Source organism: Phyllobacterium sp. 22229 (assembly GCF_052056495.1).
Classification (GTDB): Bacteria; Pseudomonadota; Alphaproteobacteria; order Rhizobiales; family Rhizobiaceae; genus Phyllobacterium; species Phyllobacterium myrsinacearum.
On record NZ_JBQEPA010000019.1, the window covers coordinates 96,942 to 114,063 of the forward strand.

14 protein-coding genes are annotated in these 17,122 nt (G+C 61.1%); 5 read left to right on the forward strand and 9 right to left on the reverse strand.

Features of this window, described 5'->3' with window-relative positions; all coding sequences use genetic code 11:
- Window positions 1-40: 40 nt before the first annotated feature.
- The 3 genes from iolD to ACTJJ7_RS21330 form a co-directional block, all read right to left on the reverse strand.
- Window positions 41-1,891 carry a 3D-(3,5/4)-trihydroxycyclohexane-1,2-dione acylhydrolase (decyclizing) gene (gene iolD / locus ACTJJ7_RS21320; protein WP_440968741.1) on the reverse strand — a complete coding sequence of 617 codons (1,851 nt, stop codon included), beginning with the start codon at window positions 1,889-1,891 and terminating at the stop codon, window positions 41-43.
- 23 nt (window positions 1,892-1,914) lie between these two features.
- On the reverse strand, window positions 1,915-3,846 hold the full coding sequence (locus tag ACTJJ7_RS21325; RefSeq protein WP_130269690.1) for a bifunctional 5-dehydro-2-deoxygluconokinase/5-dehydro-2-deoxyphosphogluconate aldolase: 1,932 nt from the start codon (window positions 3,844-3,846) through the stop codon (window positions 1,915-1,917).
- A 135-nt stretch (window positions 3,847-3,981) separates the two neighbouring features.
- Window positions 3,982-4,824 carry a MurR/RpiR family transcriptional regulator gene (locus ACTJJ7_RS21330; protein WP_440968742.1) on the reverse strand — a complete coding sequence of 281 codons (843 nt, stop codon included), beginning with the start codon at window positions 4,822-4,824 and terminating at the stop codon, window positions 3,982-3,984.
- A gap of 160 nt (window positions 4,825-4,984) precedes the next feature.
- Here ACTJJ7_RS21330 and ACTJJ7_RS21335 point away from each other — a divergent pair, with 160 nt between their 5' ends.
- Window positions 4,985-6,118, forward strand: coding sequence for a Gfo/Idh/MocA family protein (locus ACTJJ7_RS21335; protein ID WP_440968743.1), 1,134 nt, complete (start codon window positions 4,985-4,987; stop codon window positions 6,116-6,118).
- A 76-nt stretch (window positions 6,119-6,194) separates the two neighbouring features.
- Here ACTJJ7_RS21335 and iolG read toward each other — a convergent pair whose 3' ends face one another.
- From iolG to ACTJJ7_RS21365, 6 genes are all read right to left on the reverse strand, one after another.
- A complete protein-coding gene (gene iolG / locus ACTJJ7_RS21340) occupies window positions 6,195-7,184 on the reverse strand; it encodes an inositol 2-dehydrogenase (RefSeq protein ID WP_440968744.1) in 990 nt (329 codons plus the stop codon).
- Between the two features lie 54 nt (window positions 7,185-7,238).
- Window positions 7,239-8,264, reverse strand: a complete 1,026-nt coding sequence (locus tag ACTJJ7_RS21345) for an ABC transporter permease (protein WP_105731944.1) — start codon at window positions 8,262-8,264, stop codon at window positions 7,239-7,241.
- Between the two features lie 28 nt (window positions 8,265-8,292).
- Window positions 8,293-9,834, reverse strand: a complete 1,542-nt coding sequence (locus tag ACTJJ7_RS21350; RefSeq protein ID WP_440968745.1) for a sugar ABC transporter ATP-binding protein — start codon at window positions 9,832-9,834, stop codon at window positions 8,293-8,295.
- Between the two features lie 75 nt (window positions 9,835-9,909).
- Window positions 9,910-10,839 (reverse strand): sugar ABC transporter substrate-binding protein, encoded by a 930-nt coding sequence (locus ACTJJ7_RS21355; RefSeq protein WP_440968746.1) that lies wholly within the window; start codon window positions 10,837-10,839, stop codon window positions 9,910-9,912.
- Between the two features lie 452 nt (window positions 10,840-11,291).
- The gene (locus ACTJJ7_RS21360) at window positions 11,292-12,119 is read right to left on the reverse strand and encodes a TIM barrel protein (protein ID WP_440968747.1); all 828 of its coding nucleotides are present in this window, start codon (window positions 12,117-12,119) and stop codon (window positions 11,292-11,294) included.
- 126 nt (window positions 12,120-12,245) lie between these two features.
- Complete coding sequence (locus ACTJJ7_RS21365) at window positions 12,246-13,277, reverse strand: LacI family DNA-binding transcriptional regulator (RefSeq protein WP_440968754.1); 1,032 nt, start codon at window positions 13,275-13,277, stop codon at window positions 12,246-12,248.
- Between the two features lie 164 nt (window positions 13,278-13,441).
- On the opposite strand from ACTJJ7_RS21365, the gene ACTJJ7_RS21370 reads away from it, so the two are divergent.
- From ACTJJ7_RS21370 to ACTJJ7_RS21385, 4 genes are all read left to right on the forward strand, one after another.
- Window positions 13,442-14,536: a fatty acid desaturase family protein gene (locus ACTJJ7_RS21370; RefSeq protein ID WP_440968748.1), complete on the forward strand. Its 1,095-nt coding sequence runs from the start codon at window positions 13,442-13,444 to the stop codon at window positions 14,534-14,536.
- A 75-nt stretch (window positions 14,537-14,611) separates the two neighbouring features.
- A complete protein-coding gene (locus ACTJJ7_RS21375; protein WP_105731938.1) occupies window positions 14,612-14,929 on the forward strand; it encodes a MocE family 2Fe-2S type ferredoxin in 318 nt (105 codons plus the stop codon).
- A 2-nt stretch (window positions 14,930-14,931) separates the two neighbouring features.
- Window positions 14,932-16,164, forward strand: a complete 1,233-nt coding sequence (locus tag ACTJJ7_RS21380; RefSeq protein ID WP_440968749.1) for an NAD(P)/FAD-dependent oxidoreductase — start codon at window positions 14,932-14,934, stop codon at window positions 16,162-16,164.
- A 16-nt stretch (window positions 16,165-16,180) separates the two neighbouring features.
- Window positions 16,181-16,978: a 3-methyl-2-oxobutanoate hydroxymethyltransferase gene (locus ACTJJ7_RS21385; protein ID WP_440968750.1), complete on the forward strand. Its 798-nt coding sequence runs from the start codon at window positions 16,181-16,183 to the stop codon at window positions 16,976-16,978.
- The last annotated feature ends 144 nt before the right edge of the window (window positions 16,979-17,122 follow it).

A 17,122-nucleotide genomic window follows, 5' to 3' on the forward strand; every position in this document is an offset into this window, starting at 1 on the left:
TCCTTCAGTTGTTGTGTGCGTGGTTCAGCTACAAATCGGGTTAATCGCCGACGCGCTGCAGTTTCAGCTTCTCTTCATAGGCCTTGCGCGCGGCATTGACCTGCGGGCGCTGGCTGACCTCGGGCACGGCCACATCCCACCAAGTGCCGCCGGCGTCGGTGGAAACAAGCGGGTCGGTATCGATGACGACAACCGTGGTTCGGTCATTCTGCTTGGCGCGTGTCAGCGCGGCTTCCAGTTCGGCAATGGAGGTCGCTTTTTCGGCAATCGCCCCGAGGCTTTTTGCATGGCCGACAAAATCGACGTCGGGCAAAACCGCGTGGTGCGAGTCTTTCAGGAGGTTGTTGAAGTTCGCGCCACCGGTGCCCATCTGCAGCCGGTTGATACAACCGAATCCGCGATTGTCGAGAAGCACGATCGTGATCCTCTGGCCCAGCATGACCGAGGTGGCGATCTCCGAATTCAGCATCAGATAGGAACCGTCGCCGATCATCACGACCACCTCGTCGTCCGGCTTGGCCATTTTCGCCCCGAGCCCGCCGGCGATCTCGTAGCCCATGCAGGAAAAACCGTATTCGGCGTGATAGGAGCCCGGTGCGCCTGCCTGCCACAGCTTGTGCATTTCACCCGGCAATCCGCCCGCCGCATGCAGGACTGTCGCCGCGCTGCCCATGGCCCGCTGCACGGCGCCGATCACCTGTGCATCCGATGGCAGCACCGCGTTGGTCGGTCCGGTGACCTCAGCGGCGGCCTTCTGCCACTCCGCCTTGCCCTGTTTGGCATTTTCGGTCCAGCTCGCAGGTACCTTGTAACCGGCAGCTGCCGCAGCCAACTCCAGCAGCCCTTCCCGCGCATCGGCGACGAGTGGTGCCGCCCGGTGCTTGCCCGCATCGAAAGCCTGCACGTTGAGGCCGATGAATTTCTTGTGTCCATTGCGGAACAGCGCCCAGGAACCGGTGGTGAAATCCTGCAGGCGCGTGCCGACGGCCAGAATGACATCCGCCTCTTCCGCCAGACGGTTGGCCGCCGATGTGCCGGTCACGCCGATGGCTGCCATGTTCAGGGGATGATTGTCAGGCAATGAGGACTTGCCACCCTGCGTTTCGCAGACGGGAATACCCGCCGCTTCCACAAAAGCTTTCAGCTCGTTCGATGCCTGCGAATAGATGACACCGCCGCCGGCAATGACCAGCGGCTTTTTCGCTGATTTGAGCAGTTCGACGGCGGCAGCCAGTTCCCCGCGGTCCGGGCGCGGGCGGCGCGTTGTCCACACGCGCTCGTCGAAAAAGCTTTCCGGATAGTCATAGGCTTCCGCCTGCACATCCTGGCACAGCGCCAGCGTCACTGGACCGCACTCGGCCGGATCGGTCAGCACCGCCATGGTGCGGGCAAGCGCCGGAATGATCTGTTCGGGCCGGGTGATCCGGTCGAAATAGCGCGAGACAGGACGGAAGCAGTCATTGGCCGAAACCGTGCCGTCGCCAAAGCTTTCCACCTGCTGCAGAACCGGATCGGGAATACGGTTGGCAAAGACATCGCCAGGCAGAAGCAGCAGCGGCAGGCGGTTGACATGGGCAAGCGCCGCAGCGGTGACCATATTGGTTGCGCCCGGCCCGACGGAACTCGTCACCGCCATCATGCGCTGGCGGAAACTGGCCTTGGCAAAGGCGATGGCCGCATGCGCCATGGCCTGCTCATTGTGGGCGCGGTAGGTCGGCAGTTCATCGCGCAGCTGATACAGCGCCTCGCCGAGACCCGCCACGTTGCCGTGGCCGAAAATCGCCCAGACACCGGCAAACACCGGCACCTTCCGGCCGTCGATCACGGTTATCTGGCTGGCAAGGAACCGCGTCAATGCCTGCGCCATCGTCAGGCGTATCGTCTTGGTCATGTCAATCTCCTCCCGGCCTGATGCTATGCCGCTTGTTGCTTGCGGCTGGCAAGCCACGCCCTGGTCAATTTTTCGAAACGATCGGCCATATCGGCAATGGCCGCCTCATCGGATATCTTCCCCGCCAGCCATTGTTCGGCGGCGTCCATGAAAATGGTGCGGCCAACGGCAAAGCCTTTGACGACAGGGGCGTTGGCGGTGGCAGCGAACGCTGCTTCCAGCTCATCCTGCGGCGCTTCCAGCCCGAGCAGGACGACACCGCGGCACCACGGATCGTTCTTTTCGATCACCGCCTCGATCTTCTTCCATGCGGCGGCCGAAGCCTGCGGCTCGAGCTTCCACCAATCGGGCTTGATGCCAAGCGCATAAAGCTCTTCCAGCGCCCGCGGAATGGTCATGTCGTCGAGCACCCCGTGTTTTCCGGCAATGATCTCGATCAGCAGTTCACGCCCGACCTTGCGCGCCGCTTCGAACAGGGTGCGCAGCTTCGCCTGCTGCTCCGCCTTCAGGTCGGCCGGATCGTCCGGGTGATAGAAGCACAGGCATTTGATGCAATGATCCACCGGCCATTCCGCCAGCTGTGACCCGATATCCTGCGAGAATTCAAAACGCAGCGGGCGCGAACCCGGCAGTTCGACCGGGCGGCCGAGCCAGTCGAAATTATGCCGGGCAAATTCGAACATCGCCTCGCGCCCGAACTTTTCATCGAGCAGCATGCCATAACCGCTACGGCCATCCGCAACCCGTGCGGCGGCCTTGACGGCCAGTTCCTTGAATACCTGCACCCGGCCGATATCCGCGCCAAGCCTTTTGGAAAGGTCCTCAAACTGCACGCGATGGTCAATGGCAAAGGCCATCATGGAAGGGATGTCATGGCGGCGCGTGGTTGCCCAGTGCACGTGATTGATCGCCTCGTCCTTGCGCAGGGCATGCTGCGGGCTGCCGTGCTCAAGGAAGAATTGCAGCTCTTCGAATGTCGGGATTTCCGGCGAGCACAGGAGACGCGATACCGCAAAGGCGCCGCAGGCATTGGCCCAGGTCGCCGCCGTGGCAAGACTCTCGCCGCCGAGCCAGCCGCGCAGGAAACCGGACATGAAGGCATCGCCCGCGCCCAGTACGTTGAACACCTCGATGGGAAATCCCTTGCCGACAATGCCGTCCTCAAGATCGTCCGATATGGCGCCCTCATAGACGATACAGCCCATCGGCCCGCGCTTGAGCACGATGGTCGCATGGGCGGAAAGCGCGCGGATGGTCTTCAAAGCGGCGAGCAGATCAGCTTCACCGGAGGCGATCAGCACTTCCTCTTCCGTGCCGACGATCAGGTCGCAGTCGGCCAGCACTGTCTTCAAATGGCTCGATACGGCATCGGAGGCGATATAGCGGCTGTCGCCGGCCCCGTGACCGGCGAGCCCCCAGAGGTTCGGCCGGTAGTCGATGTCGAACACCACTTTGCCGCCCGCTTCCTTGATCAGGCGGATGGCCTTGCGCTGGGCGGCATCGGTGTTGGGTTTTGAAAAATGCGTGCCGGTGACGACCACCGCGCGGGCCGAGCGGATGAACTGCGGATCGACGTCGTCCTCGTTCAGCGCCATGTCGGCGCAGTTCTCGCGATAAAAGATCAACGGAAAGCTCTTGTCGTTCTCGACCGACAGGATGACCAGCGCCGACAGCCGTTCCGCATCGGTGATGACACCATCGACCGCCACGCCTTCGCGCAGCATCTGCTCGCGGATGAAACGGCCCATCTGCTCGTCGCCGACGCGGCTCAAAAGCGCCGAGCGCAGCCCGAGACGGGCGGTGCCGATAGCGATATTGGCCGGGCAGCCGCCGACGGATTTGGCGAAGGACGCGATATCCTCGAGGCGGGAGCCGATCTGCTGGCCGTAGAGATCCACCGACGAGCGGCCAATTGTGATGACATCAAGCTTTTTGCCTGTTGCAGCGCTGCCCATGACGATCCTCCCGATATGCTGATCCATCCCGCTGAAAACAGGCCGGGAATTTTTGCATATGAAATAATAATTCTACCAAATCGTCAATATGGAATGTATATTCTTTTTAGATTTCCCGCATTTCATTTGGCGCTGTTACAGGCTGCGGCGCCGTTCCGCCACACTCACAGTCAGCGCCATGGCGAGCGCCATTGTCCCGGAGAGAGACCGGAATCCGGAAAAGTCGCCTTCCGCCGCCTCGAACCACACGCTGGCGGATTGTGCCAGCGGGGAAAACGCGCTGTCGGTGATGGCAACGACAGGCACGCCGCGCGCTGCCAGCGCTGCCGCATGCTCGACCGTTGCCGAGGCATAGGGCGAAAAGCTGATGGCAATCGCCGCATCCTGCGGCCGGGCAAAGGAAAGGATTTCCGGGTCGATACCGGCCGTCGATTCAATCAGCTGATTGCGGATTTTCAGTTTGCCGAAGGCATAGGCCATATAGGCGGAGATCGGATAGGACCGGCGGCGGGCGATGAGATAGATCGTGTCCGCATGCGCCAGAATCTCCACCGCGCGCTCCAGCACATCCTCCTCGGCACTGCGGGAAATGGTCTGGATGGATTGGCTGGCCGCCGTCAGGAAACCGTTGAGAATGACGCGGTTCTTGGAAAGGCCGGGCGTATCACCGCGCAGGCCTGACAGCCGTTCTTCATACGAGCCCTGGCGTTCGCGCAGGCGCTCGCGGAACACCGATTGCAGGCTGGTAAACCCGTCAAAACCCAGATGCTGGGCAAAGCGGATAAGCGTGGAGGGCTGCACGCCGGCCGACTGGGCAATGCTTGCCGCCGTGCCGAAGGCGATTTCATCGGGATTGCCGAGGGCATAGGCCGCGATCTGAGCCAGCCGCTTGGGCAGGAGCTGGCGGCGATCCAGGATCAGCGTGCGCAAGGCATCGAAGTCCTGCGGCAGAGTTGCTTCTGTGGCCGTGCTGCCCATTGCGAATCGTTCCCCTTGGTTTTGCGATACGGATGGCGAGACTACCAAAATAATCCATTCCGCAAAACGGATCAGTTATTCCATTTTCATTCGTTATAGATTACTTCAATCAACATCTGCAAGAGATGCAGACATCCTCAAATGTCGTGGGAGTGAAGACATGTCGGGTCAGGAGAATGCGCGCGCACTGGGTGTAGGGCTGATCGGAACCGGTTTCATGGGCAAATGCCATGCCCTGGCCTGGAATTCCGTCCGTGCGGTTTTCGGCGATGTGCCTCCGGTCCGTCTCGTGCATCTGGGCGAAGCCAATGCCGCGCTTGCCAGCCAGCGTGCCGCCGAGTTCGGCTTTGCCAAGGCGTCGGGCGACTGGCGCGCCGTGATCAACGATCCGGATGTTGACGTCGTCTCCATCACCACGCCCAACCAGTTTCATCCGGAAATGGCGTTGGCCGCGCTTCAGGCCGGCAAACACGTCTGGTGCGAAAAACCCATGGCCCCGGCATTCGACGACGCCAAGGCCATGACAGCGGCGGCAAAACAGTCCGGCAAGGTTGCGGCGCTCGGTTATAATTACATCCAGGGTCCGGCCATCCGCCATATCCGCCAGCTGCTGGCGGAAAAGATCATCGGCGACGTCAATCATCTGCGCATCGAGATGGACGAGGATTTCATGGCCGATCCCGACGCGCTGTTCTACTGGAAGCATGCCGCGACGTCAGGCTATGGCGCGCTCGACGACTTTGCCGTGCATCCCCTGTCGCTGCTCTGGGCGCTGTTTGGCCGGGTCAGCCGGGTCATGTGCGACATGTCAAAACCCTATGCCGAGCGCCGGACGCAGGACGGCGGCATGAAGGCGGTTGAAACCTATGACAGCGCCAGCGTGCTCCTGCATATGGAAAACGGCGTGGCCGGCACACTGCAGGTCAACCGTTCCGCCTGGGGCCGCAAGGGACGTATTGCCCTGCAGATTTTCGGCTCGAAAGGCTCGATCCTGTTCGATCAGGAACGCGCCAATGAATTCCAGCTCTACGTCACGGCGGACAGGCCGACGGAACAGGGCTACCGTACGATCCTGACCGCACCGCATCACGATCCCTATGGACGCTTCATCCCGGCTCCCGGCCATGGTCTCGGCTTCAACGACCTCAAGATCATCGAATGCCATGAACTGATCAAGCGCATCAATGGTGAGGCGGCGCGTCTGATCGGATTTGAGGATGGTCTGGAGATCGAGCGCACCGTGCACGCCATGGCCCGGTCATTCAATGAACAACGCTGGGTGGACGTGCGGTGAGAGGGGATTTCCCTCTTCGCCCTGCATATAACCGCCCTGCCGGTGGCCGCACCGGCAGGGCGTTTTTCATTGAAACTTAGAGATTGATCGTCTTGCCTTCCTTGACCGACCGCAGGGCAGCATCAGCCAGTGCCAGGGCGATCAGGCCATCCCTGCCACTCGGCGCGGCCTTGGCGCCCGTCGCAATCGCATCGATGAAAGCTGCGATCTCGTTGGCATAGGCTTCCGTGTAGCGGGTCATGAAGAAATCATGCAGCGGCGGACGGGTATAACCATTGCCATTGGCGACTTCGATTGACACCGGACGCTGGTTCTCCGCCGCCACCATGCCCTTGGAGCCATGCACTTCGATGCGCTGGTCATAGCCATAGGTGGCGCGGCGCGAATTGGAGATGACGCACTGCTTGCCGGAGGCGGTCGAGAGAATGACACTGACACTGTCATAATCGCCGAGCTCACCGATCTTCTTGTCCACCAGAACCGAAGCATGAGCGGTCACGGCCACCGGGTCCTCGCCCAGCAGGAAGCGCGCCATGTCGAAATCATGGATCGTCATGTCGCGGAAAATACCACCGGAACGGGTGATGTAGTCGGCGGGCGGTGCACCCGGATCACGCGAGGTGATCGTCACCATTTCCACCGTACCGATGGCGCCATCGTCGATCGCTTTGCGCACGGCGGCAAAATGCGGATCGAAGCGCCGGTTGAAACCGACCATCAGGGTCGCCTTGGTTTCATCGACGACGGCAAGGCATTCCTCGACGCGCTTCACATTGAGATCAATCGGCTTTTCGCAAAAAATCGCCTTGCCGGCGCGGGCAAAGCGCTCGATCAGATCCGCATGCGTATCGGTCGGCGTGCAGATGATGACCGCATCGATATCCCCGGCCTTTTCGATCTCATCGATGGTGCGGATGTCGCAGCCATAGGCGCCCGCAAGGTCCTTTGCCGCCTGTTCGAACGCGTCTGCCACCGCTACAAGTTTCGCCTGCGGGTTGGACATCACGGCCTTTGCGTGAACCTTGCCGATACGGCCCGCACCGAGCAGGCCAAAGCGTACAGTCATTTCAATACCTCTTGGAAAGACGCCCGGATGGGTTCCGGGCATTACAGATTGGTTTCAGACTTTTCTCTTCTTCTGGCGATAGACGTCCACGACGACCGCCGCAACGATAATCACGCCCTTGATGATTTCCTGGTAATAGGCATCGACCCGCAGGAAGGTGAACCCGGAAATCATCACACCGAGAATGATGGCGCCGATCACCGTGCCGGTGATGCGCCCGACGCCGCCGGTCAGCGACGTCCCGCCGATGACGGCAGCCGCAATCGCATCCAGCTCATAGGTCACGCCCATGCCCGACTGCGCCGTCTGGGCACGCGCCGCGGTGACGATACCCGCAAGACCGGCCAGCACGCCGGCGATGGCATAGACCTTGATCAGGTGCCGTTCGACATTGATGCCGGAGACGCGCGCCGCCTGCACATTGGCGCCGATGGCATAGGTGAATTTGCCGTAGCGCGTGTACCGCAGCGCGATGTGGAAAATGAAGGCCACGACCAGGAACACCACCACCGGCCAGATGCCCGTGCCGATGAAATTGAACTGGTCGGTGAGCCCCGAAACCGGCGAGCCCTTGGTGTACCACTTGGCGACGCCGCGCGCCGACACCATCATGCCAAGCGTCGCGATGAACGGCGGAATCTTGGTCTGCGCGATCAGCGCGCCATTGACGATACCGGCAAGCAGGCCGATTCCGAGACCGATCGCCAGTGGAACGATGAAAGGCAGGTCCGTCAGGCCGGGATAAACGGGCCGCGCCCAGGTCGAGGCCTGCGCGAAACTCGCGGCGATCATCGCCGTCATGCCGACGACGGAGCCCGATGACAGATCGATGCCGCCTGTGATGATGACCTGCGTCACGCCGACGGCGATAATGCCGATGACCGACACCTGCAGAATGATGATGGTCAGGCGCTGCTGGTTCATCAGAAAGCTCTGCCCGACGAAAATCCAGCCGAGCACTTCATAGATCAGGGCGATGCCGATCAGGACCAGGAGGATGCTGACCTCGGGCGGCAGCCGCCGCCCCTGCTTCGAGATCGCCGGTGCGGCTGCCTTCGCGGTTGCTTGTTCGCTTGTCATTGTTGTTCCTCCCCGTCCGGCAGCGGCTTCACTTGGAAGCCAGCTCCATGACTTTTACCTGGGTTGCCTCTTCCCGATCCAGGAAACCGGTGACGCGGCCCTCATGCATCACCATGATGCGGTCGCTCATGCCGAGAACCTCGGGCATTTCCGACGAGATCATGATGACGGCAACGCCCTGCTTGGCGAGTTCGGAAACGAGGCGGTGGATTTCCGCCTTGGCGCCGACATCGATGCCGCGCGTCGGTTCATCGAGAATGAGAATTTTCGGATTGGTCAAAAGCCAGCGGCCGATCAGCACCTTCTGCTGGTTGCCGCCGGAAAGATTTTCGACCCGCTCCTGCAGATTGGGCGTCTTGACCCGCAGCTTGTCGCTCATCACCTTGCAGGCCGCGGCAATACCCTTTTCCGAAACAAAGCCGAATGTGACGAACCGGTCCTGCAGCACGGCGATCTGCATGTTCTCCAGAACGTCGAGAATGAGCAGGCAGCCGGTTTCCTTGCGGTCTTCGGTGATGAAGGCCATGCCATGCTGGATCGCCTGGTTCGGCGAAGCGATGGCAACCGGCTTGCCGTTGACGGCAATCGAACCCGTCGTGGCGGGTGTCACGCCGAATATGGTTTCGGCAACATTGGAGCGTCCCGACCCGACCAGCCCGGCAATACCGAGAATTTCGCCCGCCCGCACATCGAAGGAAACACCGCTGAACACATTCTTCAGCGCAAGGTCCTTCACCGAGAGCACGACCTCGCCGATCGGCACGGTCTCCTTCGGGAACATCTGGGTGATCTCACGCCCGACCATCATCTTGATGATGTCGTCGCGCGTCACGTCGGTGGATGCATGCGTGCCGATATAACGGCCATCGCGGAATACCGAGAATTCGTCGGCGATCTCGAACAGCTCGTTCATCTTGTGGGTGATGTAGACGATGCCGATGCCCTGGCTGCGCAGGCTGCGGATGATCTCGAACAGATGCGCCACCTCGCGCTCGGTCAGCGCCGAGGTCGGCTCATCCATGATCAGCACATCGGATTCGTAGGAGACCGCCTTGGCGATCTCCACCATCTGCCGGTTGGCGACGCTGAGATCCCGCACCTGCGCTTCCGGATCAAGCGCGATGTTCAGCCGCTTGAACAGCTCGGCCGTCATTGCAAACATCTTGCCGTGATCGACAAAGCCGAACATGTTTTTCGGCTCGCGCCGGATCCAGATATTCTCGGCCACCGTCATGAAAGGCATCAGGTTCAGCTCCTGATGGATCATGGCAATGCCGTTTTCCAGCGCATCGAGCGGCGATTTCAGCCGGATCGGCAGCCCCTTCAGGAAAACCTCGCCCTGATCTGGAACATATATTCCAGCCAGGATTTTCATCAGCGTGGATTTGCCGGCACCGTTTTCGCCCATCAGCGCATGCACTGTCCCGCGCTTCAGGCGAAACGACACATCGTCCAGCGCCAGGACACCGGGAAACTCCTTGCGGATACCTTCAACATTCAAGAGATATTCGGCGTTCGGCACCGCACCACTGGCGCGAACCGCAGCCATCGTTGTTGGGCTGACTGCCATAGTCGTCTCCTCCCGAGACATTGAGCAAAGGCCGGAACGCGCCCAAAAGCGCGGTCCGGTGCAAGGCGCGGTGCCTTAGTTCTTGGACTGGTACTTCGACAGATTGTCCGGCGTCACCAGCTCGAAAGGAATATAGACCTTGGTCTCAACCTTTTCGCCCTTCGACAGCTTCAGAGCGGCATCGACCGCACCCTTGCCCTGACCGGCGGCATTCTGGAACACGGTCACGTCGAGATCACCGGCGGCCATGGCAGCAAGTGCATCTTGCGTGGCGTCAACGCCGGCCACGACAACCGTATCCATCTTGCGTCCGGCAGCCTTGAGGGCCTGGATCGCGCCGATGGCCATTTCGTCATTGTTGGAAATGACGGCATCGAATTCCAGACCGGCGGAGAGCCAGTTCGTCATGAGGTCGGCACCCTGGGTGCGCGACCAGTTGGCGGTCTGCTCCTCGACGATGGTAAGGCCCTTGCATTCGTCCGTGGCGATCACGTCATGAATGTCCTTCGTCCGCTGGCGTGCCGCCTGGTTGGACAATTCACCCATCATGACGACGATTTTGCCCTTGCCCTTCAGAAGCTTGCAGACTTCCTTGGTTTCCAGCGTGCCGGACTCGACTTCGTTGGATGCAACAAAGGCCTGTTTTGCCGGCAGTTCGTTGACGTTGACCGGTTCACGGTTGACATAGACCAGCGGAATGCCCGCTGCGGTCGCCAGCTTCGACATGGCGGCCGTCGCGTCCGTATCCACCGCGTTGACGATGATGGCATCGACCTTCGAGGCGATAAAGTTCTGGATCTGGCTCTGCTGCTTGGCAACGTCGTTCTGCGCGTCTTCCACCTGCAGCTTCACGCCATCCAGCGTCTTGGCATAGTCCTGCATGCCATTGCGCAGGACCGTCAGGAAGTTGTCGTCGAACTGCGCCATCGACACGCCAATATTGGCGGCCAATGCCGACGTGCTCATCAAGGCTGTAACAGCCACGCTCAATATCAGTTTTTTCATTTCGTCTCCTCCACATGGTGCCCGGCCACACCGTCCTGATCCGGAAGCTCCGCGAACATCGGCATCGTGGCCATGCAACCCCTGCTGCCAGCGATGCCTCTGCCCCTAGAGTGCGCGAAACGCCGCGCAAACTTTTCTGGACTTGTCATACGGAATATAAAAACCGTCGCATCCAGTTTCTGAAATATTTATTCCATTTTCTCAAGAGGGCGTCAAGCAAGATTCCAACCGCGGGGATCACAAAAGCGGCCCGCAGGCGGAAGTTTCCCGCCGATCAAGCCACAACGGCATCGCCACGAATAGAGCGGGCACAAACTGCACTGCTGTGCATCCGTTTGGTGCGCATACGATATTCCCATCGTCCGGCAGAATCGCAGCTGGAGACAGGAAACAACAAATCACCGGCAGACGGGATTTCTCCCGGCCGCCGGTGACTGGAACCATTCGATCTGTCAGGCCAGCTGGGATTTGATCAGCGCAATACTCTCCGACAAAGCCCCTGCCGGATCGTCGAGCTGCTGCACTTCCTCGGCGAAGGGTTCAAACGAAAACACACCGGCATAACCACCGGCAAGCAAGGCCCGGATCTGCGCTGTATTGCCGAGGCGATCCTGCCCATCGACGAGGACGCGATGCGAATCGCGCATGTCGCTTAACGAGACAGCGGCATCGGTGACACCCGAGATGTGCACCAGCCCGGTCCATTGCGGAAAGAGCGCCGGTTCCCCAGCGAGATGGTGATGAAACGTATCATGGACGATGCGGAACGTATCCTGCCCGCCAACCGCTTCGATGGCCTCCACCGCTTCGCGCTTTGAGCGCAATGAACAGATTTCGAAGCCGAGCGGTTCGACAAATCCAAAAAGCCCCCGCGCCGTCAGGATCGGCTTGAGCGCTGTCAGCGCCGCACGCAGATTGGCCTGCCGCGCACCATCCTCCTGGCCGGTCCCGTCATTGACCGGCACCAGGACGAGAGCTGCCGCTCCCGCATCCCTGGCATAATCGGCGAGTTCAATGGCTTCCTTTTCGCGCTCGGGCGTCCATTCATTGAAGCGCTGCAACGCATTGATCGTCGCGATCTTCACCCCGGCCGCCGCCGCCTGCGCGCCAATATCCGCCGCAGGCGTTCCGTCGATGATGGCGTTGCCGGTGAGATCATTGCGGATTTCCACGTCCCGCACACCGACGGCGCGCGCCAGTTCGAAAAATGCCTGCGGCCGCAATGCCGGTGTGACCATATGATTGATTGCAAAAACCGGTGCGGAACGCGTCGCGCTCATCGGAAAACCTCCAAGGAATGAAATGCCAGCACAATGCCAGCGCCGCGCGAAACATCTGTTCCATTCAGCTGCCAGTCAATCACCCCAACGCTGCAGAAACTATCATTTCTGATAGATTCGTCCGCGTCAGATGTTTTCAGGCAGATAAATATCGAAGGGCAGAAAGGTTTGCCCCGGCGTGTTGGCCGCGCCGGTTTCGATGACATGGCCCATCAGCTCCACCAGTTCGCGGCAGAGACGCGGCAGCGGGGTGGCAATAGCCATCGTGACGACCTTATCGGCCAGCGCCGCGCGCGATTCCGGCGTGATTTCATTGCAGATCATCACCGGCGGTTCCGGCAGAATGCTCTCGCGCAGGGCTGCGATCGCGCCTTCCATGCCGCCGCCGGCGACATAACACCCCGCCAGGTCCGGATGGTGTTCCAGAAGGTTGAGCATCGCCTCGTGCGTGATCTGCCGTGTCTCCAGATTGATCAGCGTATCGAGCACGGTAAACTCGGGCGCTTCTTCGCGGAAAAACGAGCGGAAGCCGATTTCCCGCAGCTCATGCCCCTGAAACCGGTGACTGCCGACAAAGATCGCCACCTTGCCCGGACGGCGCGCCGTTTTGGCGATCATCCATGCCGCCGTGCGTCCCGCCTTGCGGTTGTTCAGGCCGACATAGCCCTCGCGCACACCGGCGGCAAAATCGGACAACAGGGAGAAAACGGCAATGCCCCTCGCCTTCAGGTCTTCGATCACGGCGGTGATCGACGGATGATCGGGCGCGACGAGCGCGACCGACTGCGTGCGCCCGGCCAGAGACCGCAGCTTGACGATAATATCCTCCGGCGCCAGCGACGGGCAGAAGTCGACAACGGGCACGCCGCGGAAATGCGGCGCCGCATGCACCGCCTGGTCGATTTCCCGCGCGAAATCCTGGTAGAAATGCTGGCCGGATTTCTGCAGGAGAAAACCAAGCCTGTATTCCGGCAGTTCCTGCCGCATGCGCTGGCGGATCAGCCCCGCCGCGTGATAGCCGATGCTGTTGGCGGCGTCATAGACGCGCCGCGCCGTTTCCTCGCGCACGGGCAGGCGGTTGTTGAGCACGCGGTCCACCGTCGCCACGCTGACCCCGGAAACCCGGGCAAGATCGGCAATTGTCGGTCTGTTGGCCATATCGCCTCGAATGATAGATTCTATCATGAAACCGTATCATTCAATGATGGAGATTGATAGGATTTCATCATCGCGAATTGAGCATGACCTCCCCCGCCGCTACACTTCCCGCATCGGCCTCAGGTGTTTGAACCGTGTGTGCCGAAGGATTGGGAGGTCCTGCCATGGACGCAGCATTGCCGGCATCACGCGATTACAGCCTCGTTGGCCGCGATTCACAGCGCGCCGTGGAGACCGGGCTGGCAGCCGCCGAATGGTATCACACCGATGTGCCGCGCAAGGCCATGAAAGAGCTGATGAAGCGCGAGGACGGGCCTGCCATACGCGACACGGCGATCTGGCTCGGCAGCATGGTTGTCCTTGCCGGGCTGGGCATTCTGCTTTGGGGCACGGTCTGGTGCATCCCCGTCTTTCTCGCCTATGGCGTGCTCTACGGCTCCGCCTCGGATTCGCGCTGGCACGAATGCGGCCACGGCACCGCCTTCAAGACCCGCTGGATGAACGATGCGGTCTATCAGATCGCCTGCTTCATGATCATGCGCAATCCGGTGACGTGGCGCTGGAGCCATGCGCGTCATCACACCGACACGGTCATTGTTGGCCGCGATCCGGAGATTGCCGTCATGCGTCCGCCTGATCTTGTCCGCCTCATCCTGAATGTCTTCGGCATTCTCGATGTCTGGCATGCGATGACGGATATGTTGCGCAATGCCGCCGGGTTTGTCAGTGCCGGGGAAAAGACGTTCATTCCCGCGCAGGAGCAGCACAAGGCCGTGCGCTTCGCCCGCATCTGGCTCGCAATCTATGCCGTTGTCATCGCCCTTGCTGTTTATACCGGCTCGCTCCTGCCGCTGATGCTGGTCGGCCTGCCCCGCCTGTATGGTGCGTGGCACCATGTCCTGACCGGCTTGCTCCAGCATGGCGGGCTTGCCGACAATGTCGTCGATCACCGGCTCAACAGCCGCACGGTGCTGATGAACCCTGTCAGCCGCTTCATCTACTGGAACATGAATTATCATGTCGAGCATCACATGTTCCCCATGGTGCCCTACCACGCGCTGCCGCGCCTGCACGCCATGATCAGGCATGACCTGCCCGCACCCAATCCGTCCATCCTCGACGGCTACCGCGAGATGATCCCCGCCTTTCTGCGCCAGTTGCGCAACGAGGACTATTACCTCAGGCGCGAATTGCCGCTGACGGCGAAACCCTACCGCGAGGAATTCCACGGCGAGGATGCCCGCGCCGCAGCGGAATAGAATTGGTAAGAACAGGCTTACGAATAAGACCAGTGAGCAAGGCCTGCGCGGCTCTTGCCAAAGGGAGGACAGAGCATGAGCGACTGGATTGAGGCCTGCACGGCCGATGCTATCGATGAGGAAGATGTCATGCGTTTCGATCATGAAGGCCGGACGTTTGCGATCTATCGCAGCCCCGATGACGAATTCTTCGCAACAGATGGGCTTTGCACCCACGAACATATCCATCTGGCCGACGGGCTCGTCATGGACGACATCATCGAGTGCCCCAAGCACAATGGCCGGTTCAACTACAAGACCGGCCAGGCCAAGGGTGCGCCAGTCTGCGTCAACCTGAAGACCTATCCGGTGAAAGTCGAGGCCGGCAAGGTCCTCATCCAGCTGGCTTCCTGACGATGGCCGCCGGTATGGTCATCGTCGGCGGCGGCGAATGCGGTGCCCGCGCCGCCTTCGCCTTGCGCGAGAACGGCTATGACGGGCCGGTCACGCTGATCGGTGCGGAAAAGCACCTTCCCTACGAACGTCCGCCCCTGTCCAAGGACGTGATGACGTCGCCGGAACATCCCCTTGCCAGAACCATCGCCGGGAATGACCGGTTCGCCGAGCAGGATATCCGCTTCCTTGGTGGCACGACCGCCATTGGAATAGACCGGAAAGCCAAAGAAATCATCTTTGCAGGTGGCGATCGCCTCGCCTATGACAAGCTGCTGCTCGCGACGGGTGCCGTACCCCGCCCGCTGCCGCTGGCGGCGCAAAGCAGGCATTGCACCTGTCTGCGCAGCTATGACGATGCGCTGACCATCCGGGCGCGCCTGCAGCCGGGCGCGCGCATTGTCATTGTCGGCGGCGGCTTTATCGGGCTTGAACTGGCGGCCAGCGCGCGCCAGCGCGGCGCCGGGGTGACCGTGCTCGAAACCCAGGCGCGGATTCTGATGCGCGGCGTAGCCGAGGAAATCGCCGCCGTCATCGCGGAACGCCACCGGCAGGAAGGTGTCCTCATCCGCTGCGGCATTGCCATTGCAGCGATCACTGACCGGGACACCGGCGTCACCATGACGCTTGCCGGTGGTGAAAAGCTTGAGGCGGACCTCGCCGTCATCGGCATCGGCGCAATACCGGCAACGGCCCTCGCCGAGGTAGCCGGGCTTGAAACCGCCAACGGCATCCTCGTCAATGCGCATCTGCAGACGAGTGACCCGGATATTTTTGCCGCGGGCGATTGCTGCGCCTTTCCGCTTGCCCTCTATGGCGGGCGGCGGGTGCGGCTGGAAGCGTGGCGCAATGCGCAGGAACAGGGCACGCTCGCCGCCCGCAACATGCTTGGGCTTTTGGAACCGCATCGCGCCGTTCCGTGGTTCTGGTCCGATCAGTATGAGCTGGGGTTACAAGTGGCCGGGCTTGCCGACGAGGCGAGCCAAACCATCCGCCGCGATCTCGATGAGCGCGCGTTCATCCTGTTCCACCTCGCGGCGGACGGGCGCCTCGTTGCCGCGAGCGGCATTGGTCGCGGCAACAGCATCGCCCGGGATATGAGGCTGGCGGAAATGCTGATTGCCCGCAGTGCCTGTCCCGATCCGGCAGGTCTTGCTGCCCCGGACGTCAAACTCAAATCGCTGCTCGCAGCCTGAAACGGACGGAGACACCATGACCAGCAAACGCCCCACGGTGGCGGACATTCTCGCAATGAAGGGCCGCCGCCAGCTGACCATGCTGCGGGTCGAAACGCTTGAGGAGGCGGAAGCCGCCGAAAGGGCGCGGGTCGATATGCTGTCCGTGCCGCCGGCGCTGCTCTCGCCCGCCTTCCGCGATGCGGCGCCGTCCTGCTTTGCCATTCCCGGCCTTGAATACGGCGATTTCGTCACGGCGGAGGATTACCTGCGCGCTGCCTTTGCCGCGCTGCGCGCAGGCGGCGATGCGGTCTATTGCGCCGCCAGCCTGTCAACCGTCCGGCGCATGCGCGATGAAGGCATTCCGGTCTGCGGCCATGTCGGCCTGATCCCGTCACAGGCGACCTGGACCGGCGGCTTCAAAGCTGTCGGCAAGACGGCGCAAAGCGCGCTCGATATCTGGCGCCAGACCAAGGCGCTGGAAGAGGCCGGGGCCTTTGCCACCGAAATCGAGGTGGTGCCGGTGGCTGTTGCCACGGCCATTTCCGGGCGGACGTCCCTGTTCATGATCTCCATGGGCGCTGGCGCCGGTTGCGACGCCCAATATCTTTTCGCCGAGGATGTTCTTGGATCGAACCGCGGCCACTATCCGCGCCATGCCAAAACCTATCGCAACTTTTCCGACGAATATGACCGCCTGCAGCAGGAAAGGGTCGCAGCCTTTTCCGAGTTTGTCGCAGACGTGCACGCAAAAAACTATCCGGCAGCCGAACATATGGTTGGAATTGCGCATGACGAACTGGACCGTTTTCTCAAAGAGCTTCCTGGAGTTTGAACCGATGGATCATCAGTCCCCCACCCCGCCCGTTACCCGTCAGTCCTCCGGCTATACGCACGGCTTCGTCCTCACCCTGTCGTGCGAAGACAAGCCGGGGATCGTGGCATCGGTGACGACGGAGCTTGCGGGGCTGGATGCCAA

What these genes read in the sequence shown, in the direction of transcription:
- iolD (WP_440968741.1), bottom strand. Translation starts at nt 1,891, where the DNA reads ATGACCAAGACGATACGCCTGACGATGGCGCAGGCATTGACGCGGTTC.
- ACTJJ7_RS21325 (WP_130269690.1), bottom strand. Translation starts at nt 3,846, where the DNA reads ATGGGCAGCGCTGCAACAGGCAAAAAGCTTGATGTCATCACAATTGGC.
- ACTJJ7_RS21330 (WP_440968742.1), bottom strand. Translation starts at nt 4,824, where the DNA reads ATGGGCAGCACGGCCACAGAAGCAACTCTGCCGCAGGACTTCGATGCC.
- ACTJJ7_RS21335 (WP_440968743.1), top strand. Translation starts at nt 4,985, where the DNA reads ATGTCGGGTCAGGAGAATGCGCGCGCACTGGGTGTAGGGCTGATCGGA.
- iolG (WP_440968744.1), bottom strand. Translation starts at nt 7,184, where the DNA reads ATGACTGTACGCTTTGGCCTGCTCGGTGCGGGCCGTATCGGCAAGGTT.
- ACTJJ7_RS21345 (WP_105731944.1), bottom strand. Translation starts at nt 8,264, where the DNA reads ATGACAAGCGAACAAGCAACCGCGAAGGCAGCCGCACCGGCGATCTCG.
- ACTJJ7_RS21350 (WP_440968745.1), bottom strand. Translation starts at nt 9,834, where the DNA reads ATGGCAGTCAGCCCAACAACGATGGCTGCGGTTCGCGCCAGTGGTGCG.
- ACTJJ7_RS21355 (WP_440968746.1), bottom strand. Translation starts at nt 10,839, where the DNA reads ATGAAAAAACTGATATTGAGCGTGGCTGTTACAGCCTTGATGAGCACG.
- ACTJJ7_RS21360 (WP_440968747.1), bottom strand. Translation starts at nt 12,119, where the DNA reads ATGAGCGCGACGCGTTCCGCACCGGTTTTTGCAATCAATCATATGGTC.
- ACTJJ7_RS21365 (WP_440968754.1), bottom strand. Translation starts at nt 13,277, where the DNA reads ATGGCCAACAGACCGACAATTGCCGATCTTGCCCGGGTTTCCGGGGTC.
- ACTJJ7_RS21370 (WP_440968748.1), top strand. Translation starts at nt 13,442, where the DNA reads ATGGACGCAGCATTGCCGGCATCACGCGATTACAGCCTCGTTGGCCGC.
- ACTJJ7_RS21375 (WP_105731938.1), top strand. Translation starts at nt 14,612, where the DNA reads ATGAGCGACTGGATTGAGGCCTGCACGGCCGATGCTATCGATGAGGAA.
- ACTJJ7_RS21380 (WP_440968749.1), top strand. Translation starts at nt 14,932, where the DNA reads ATGGCCGCCGGTATGGTCATCGTCGGCGGCGGCGAATGCGGTGCCCGC.
- ACTJJ7_RS21385 (WP_440968750.1), top strand. Translation starts at nt 16,181, where the DNA reads ATGACCAGCAAACGCCCCACGGTGGCGGACATTCTCGCAATGAAGGGC.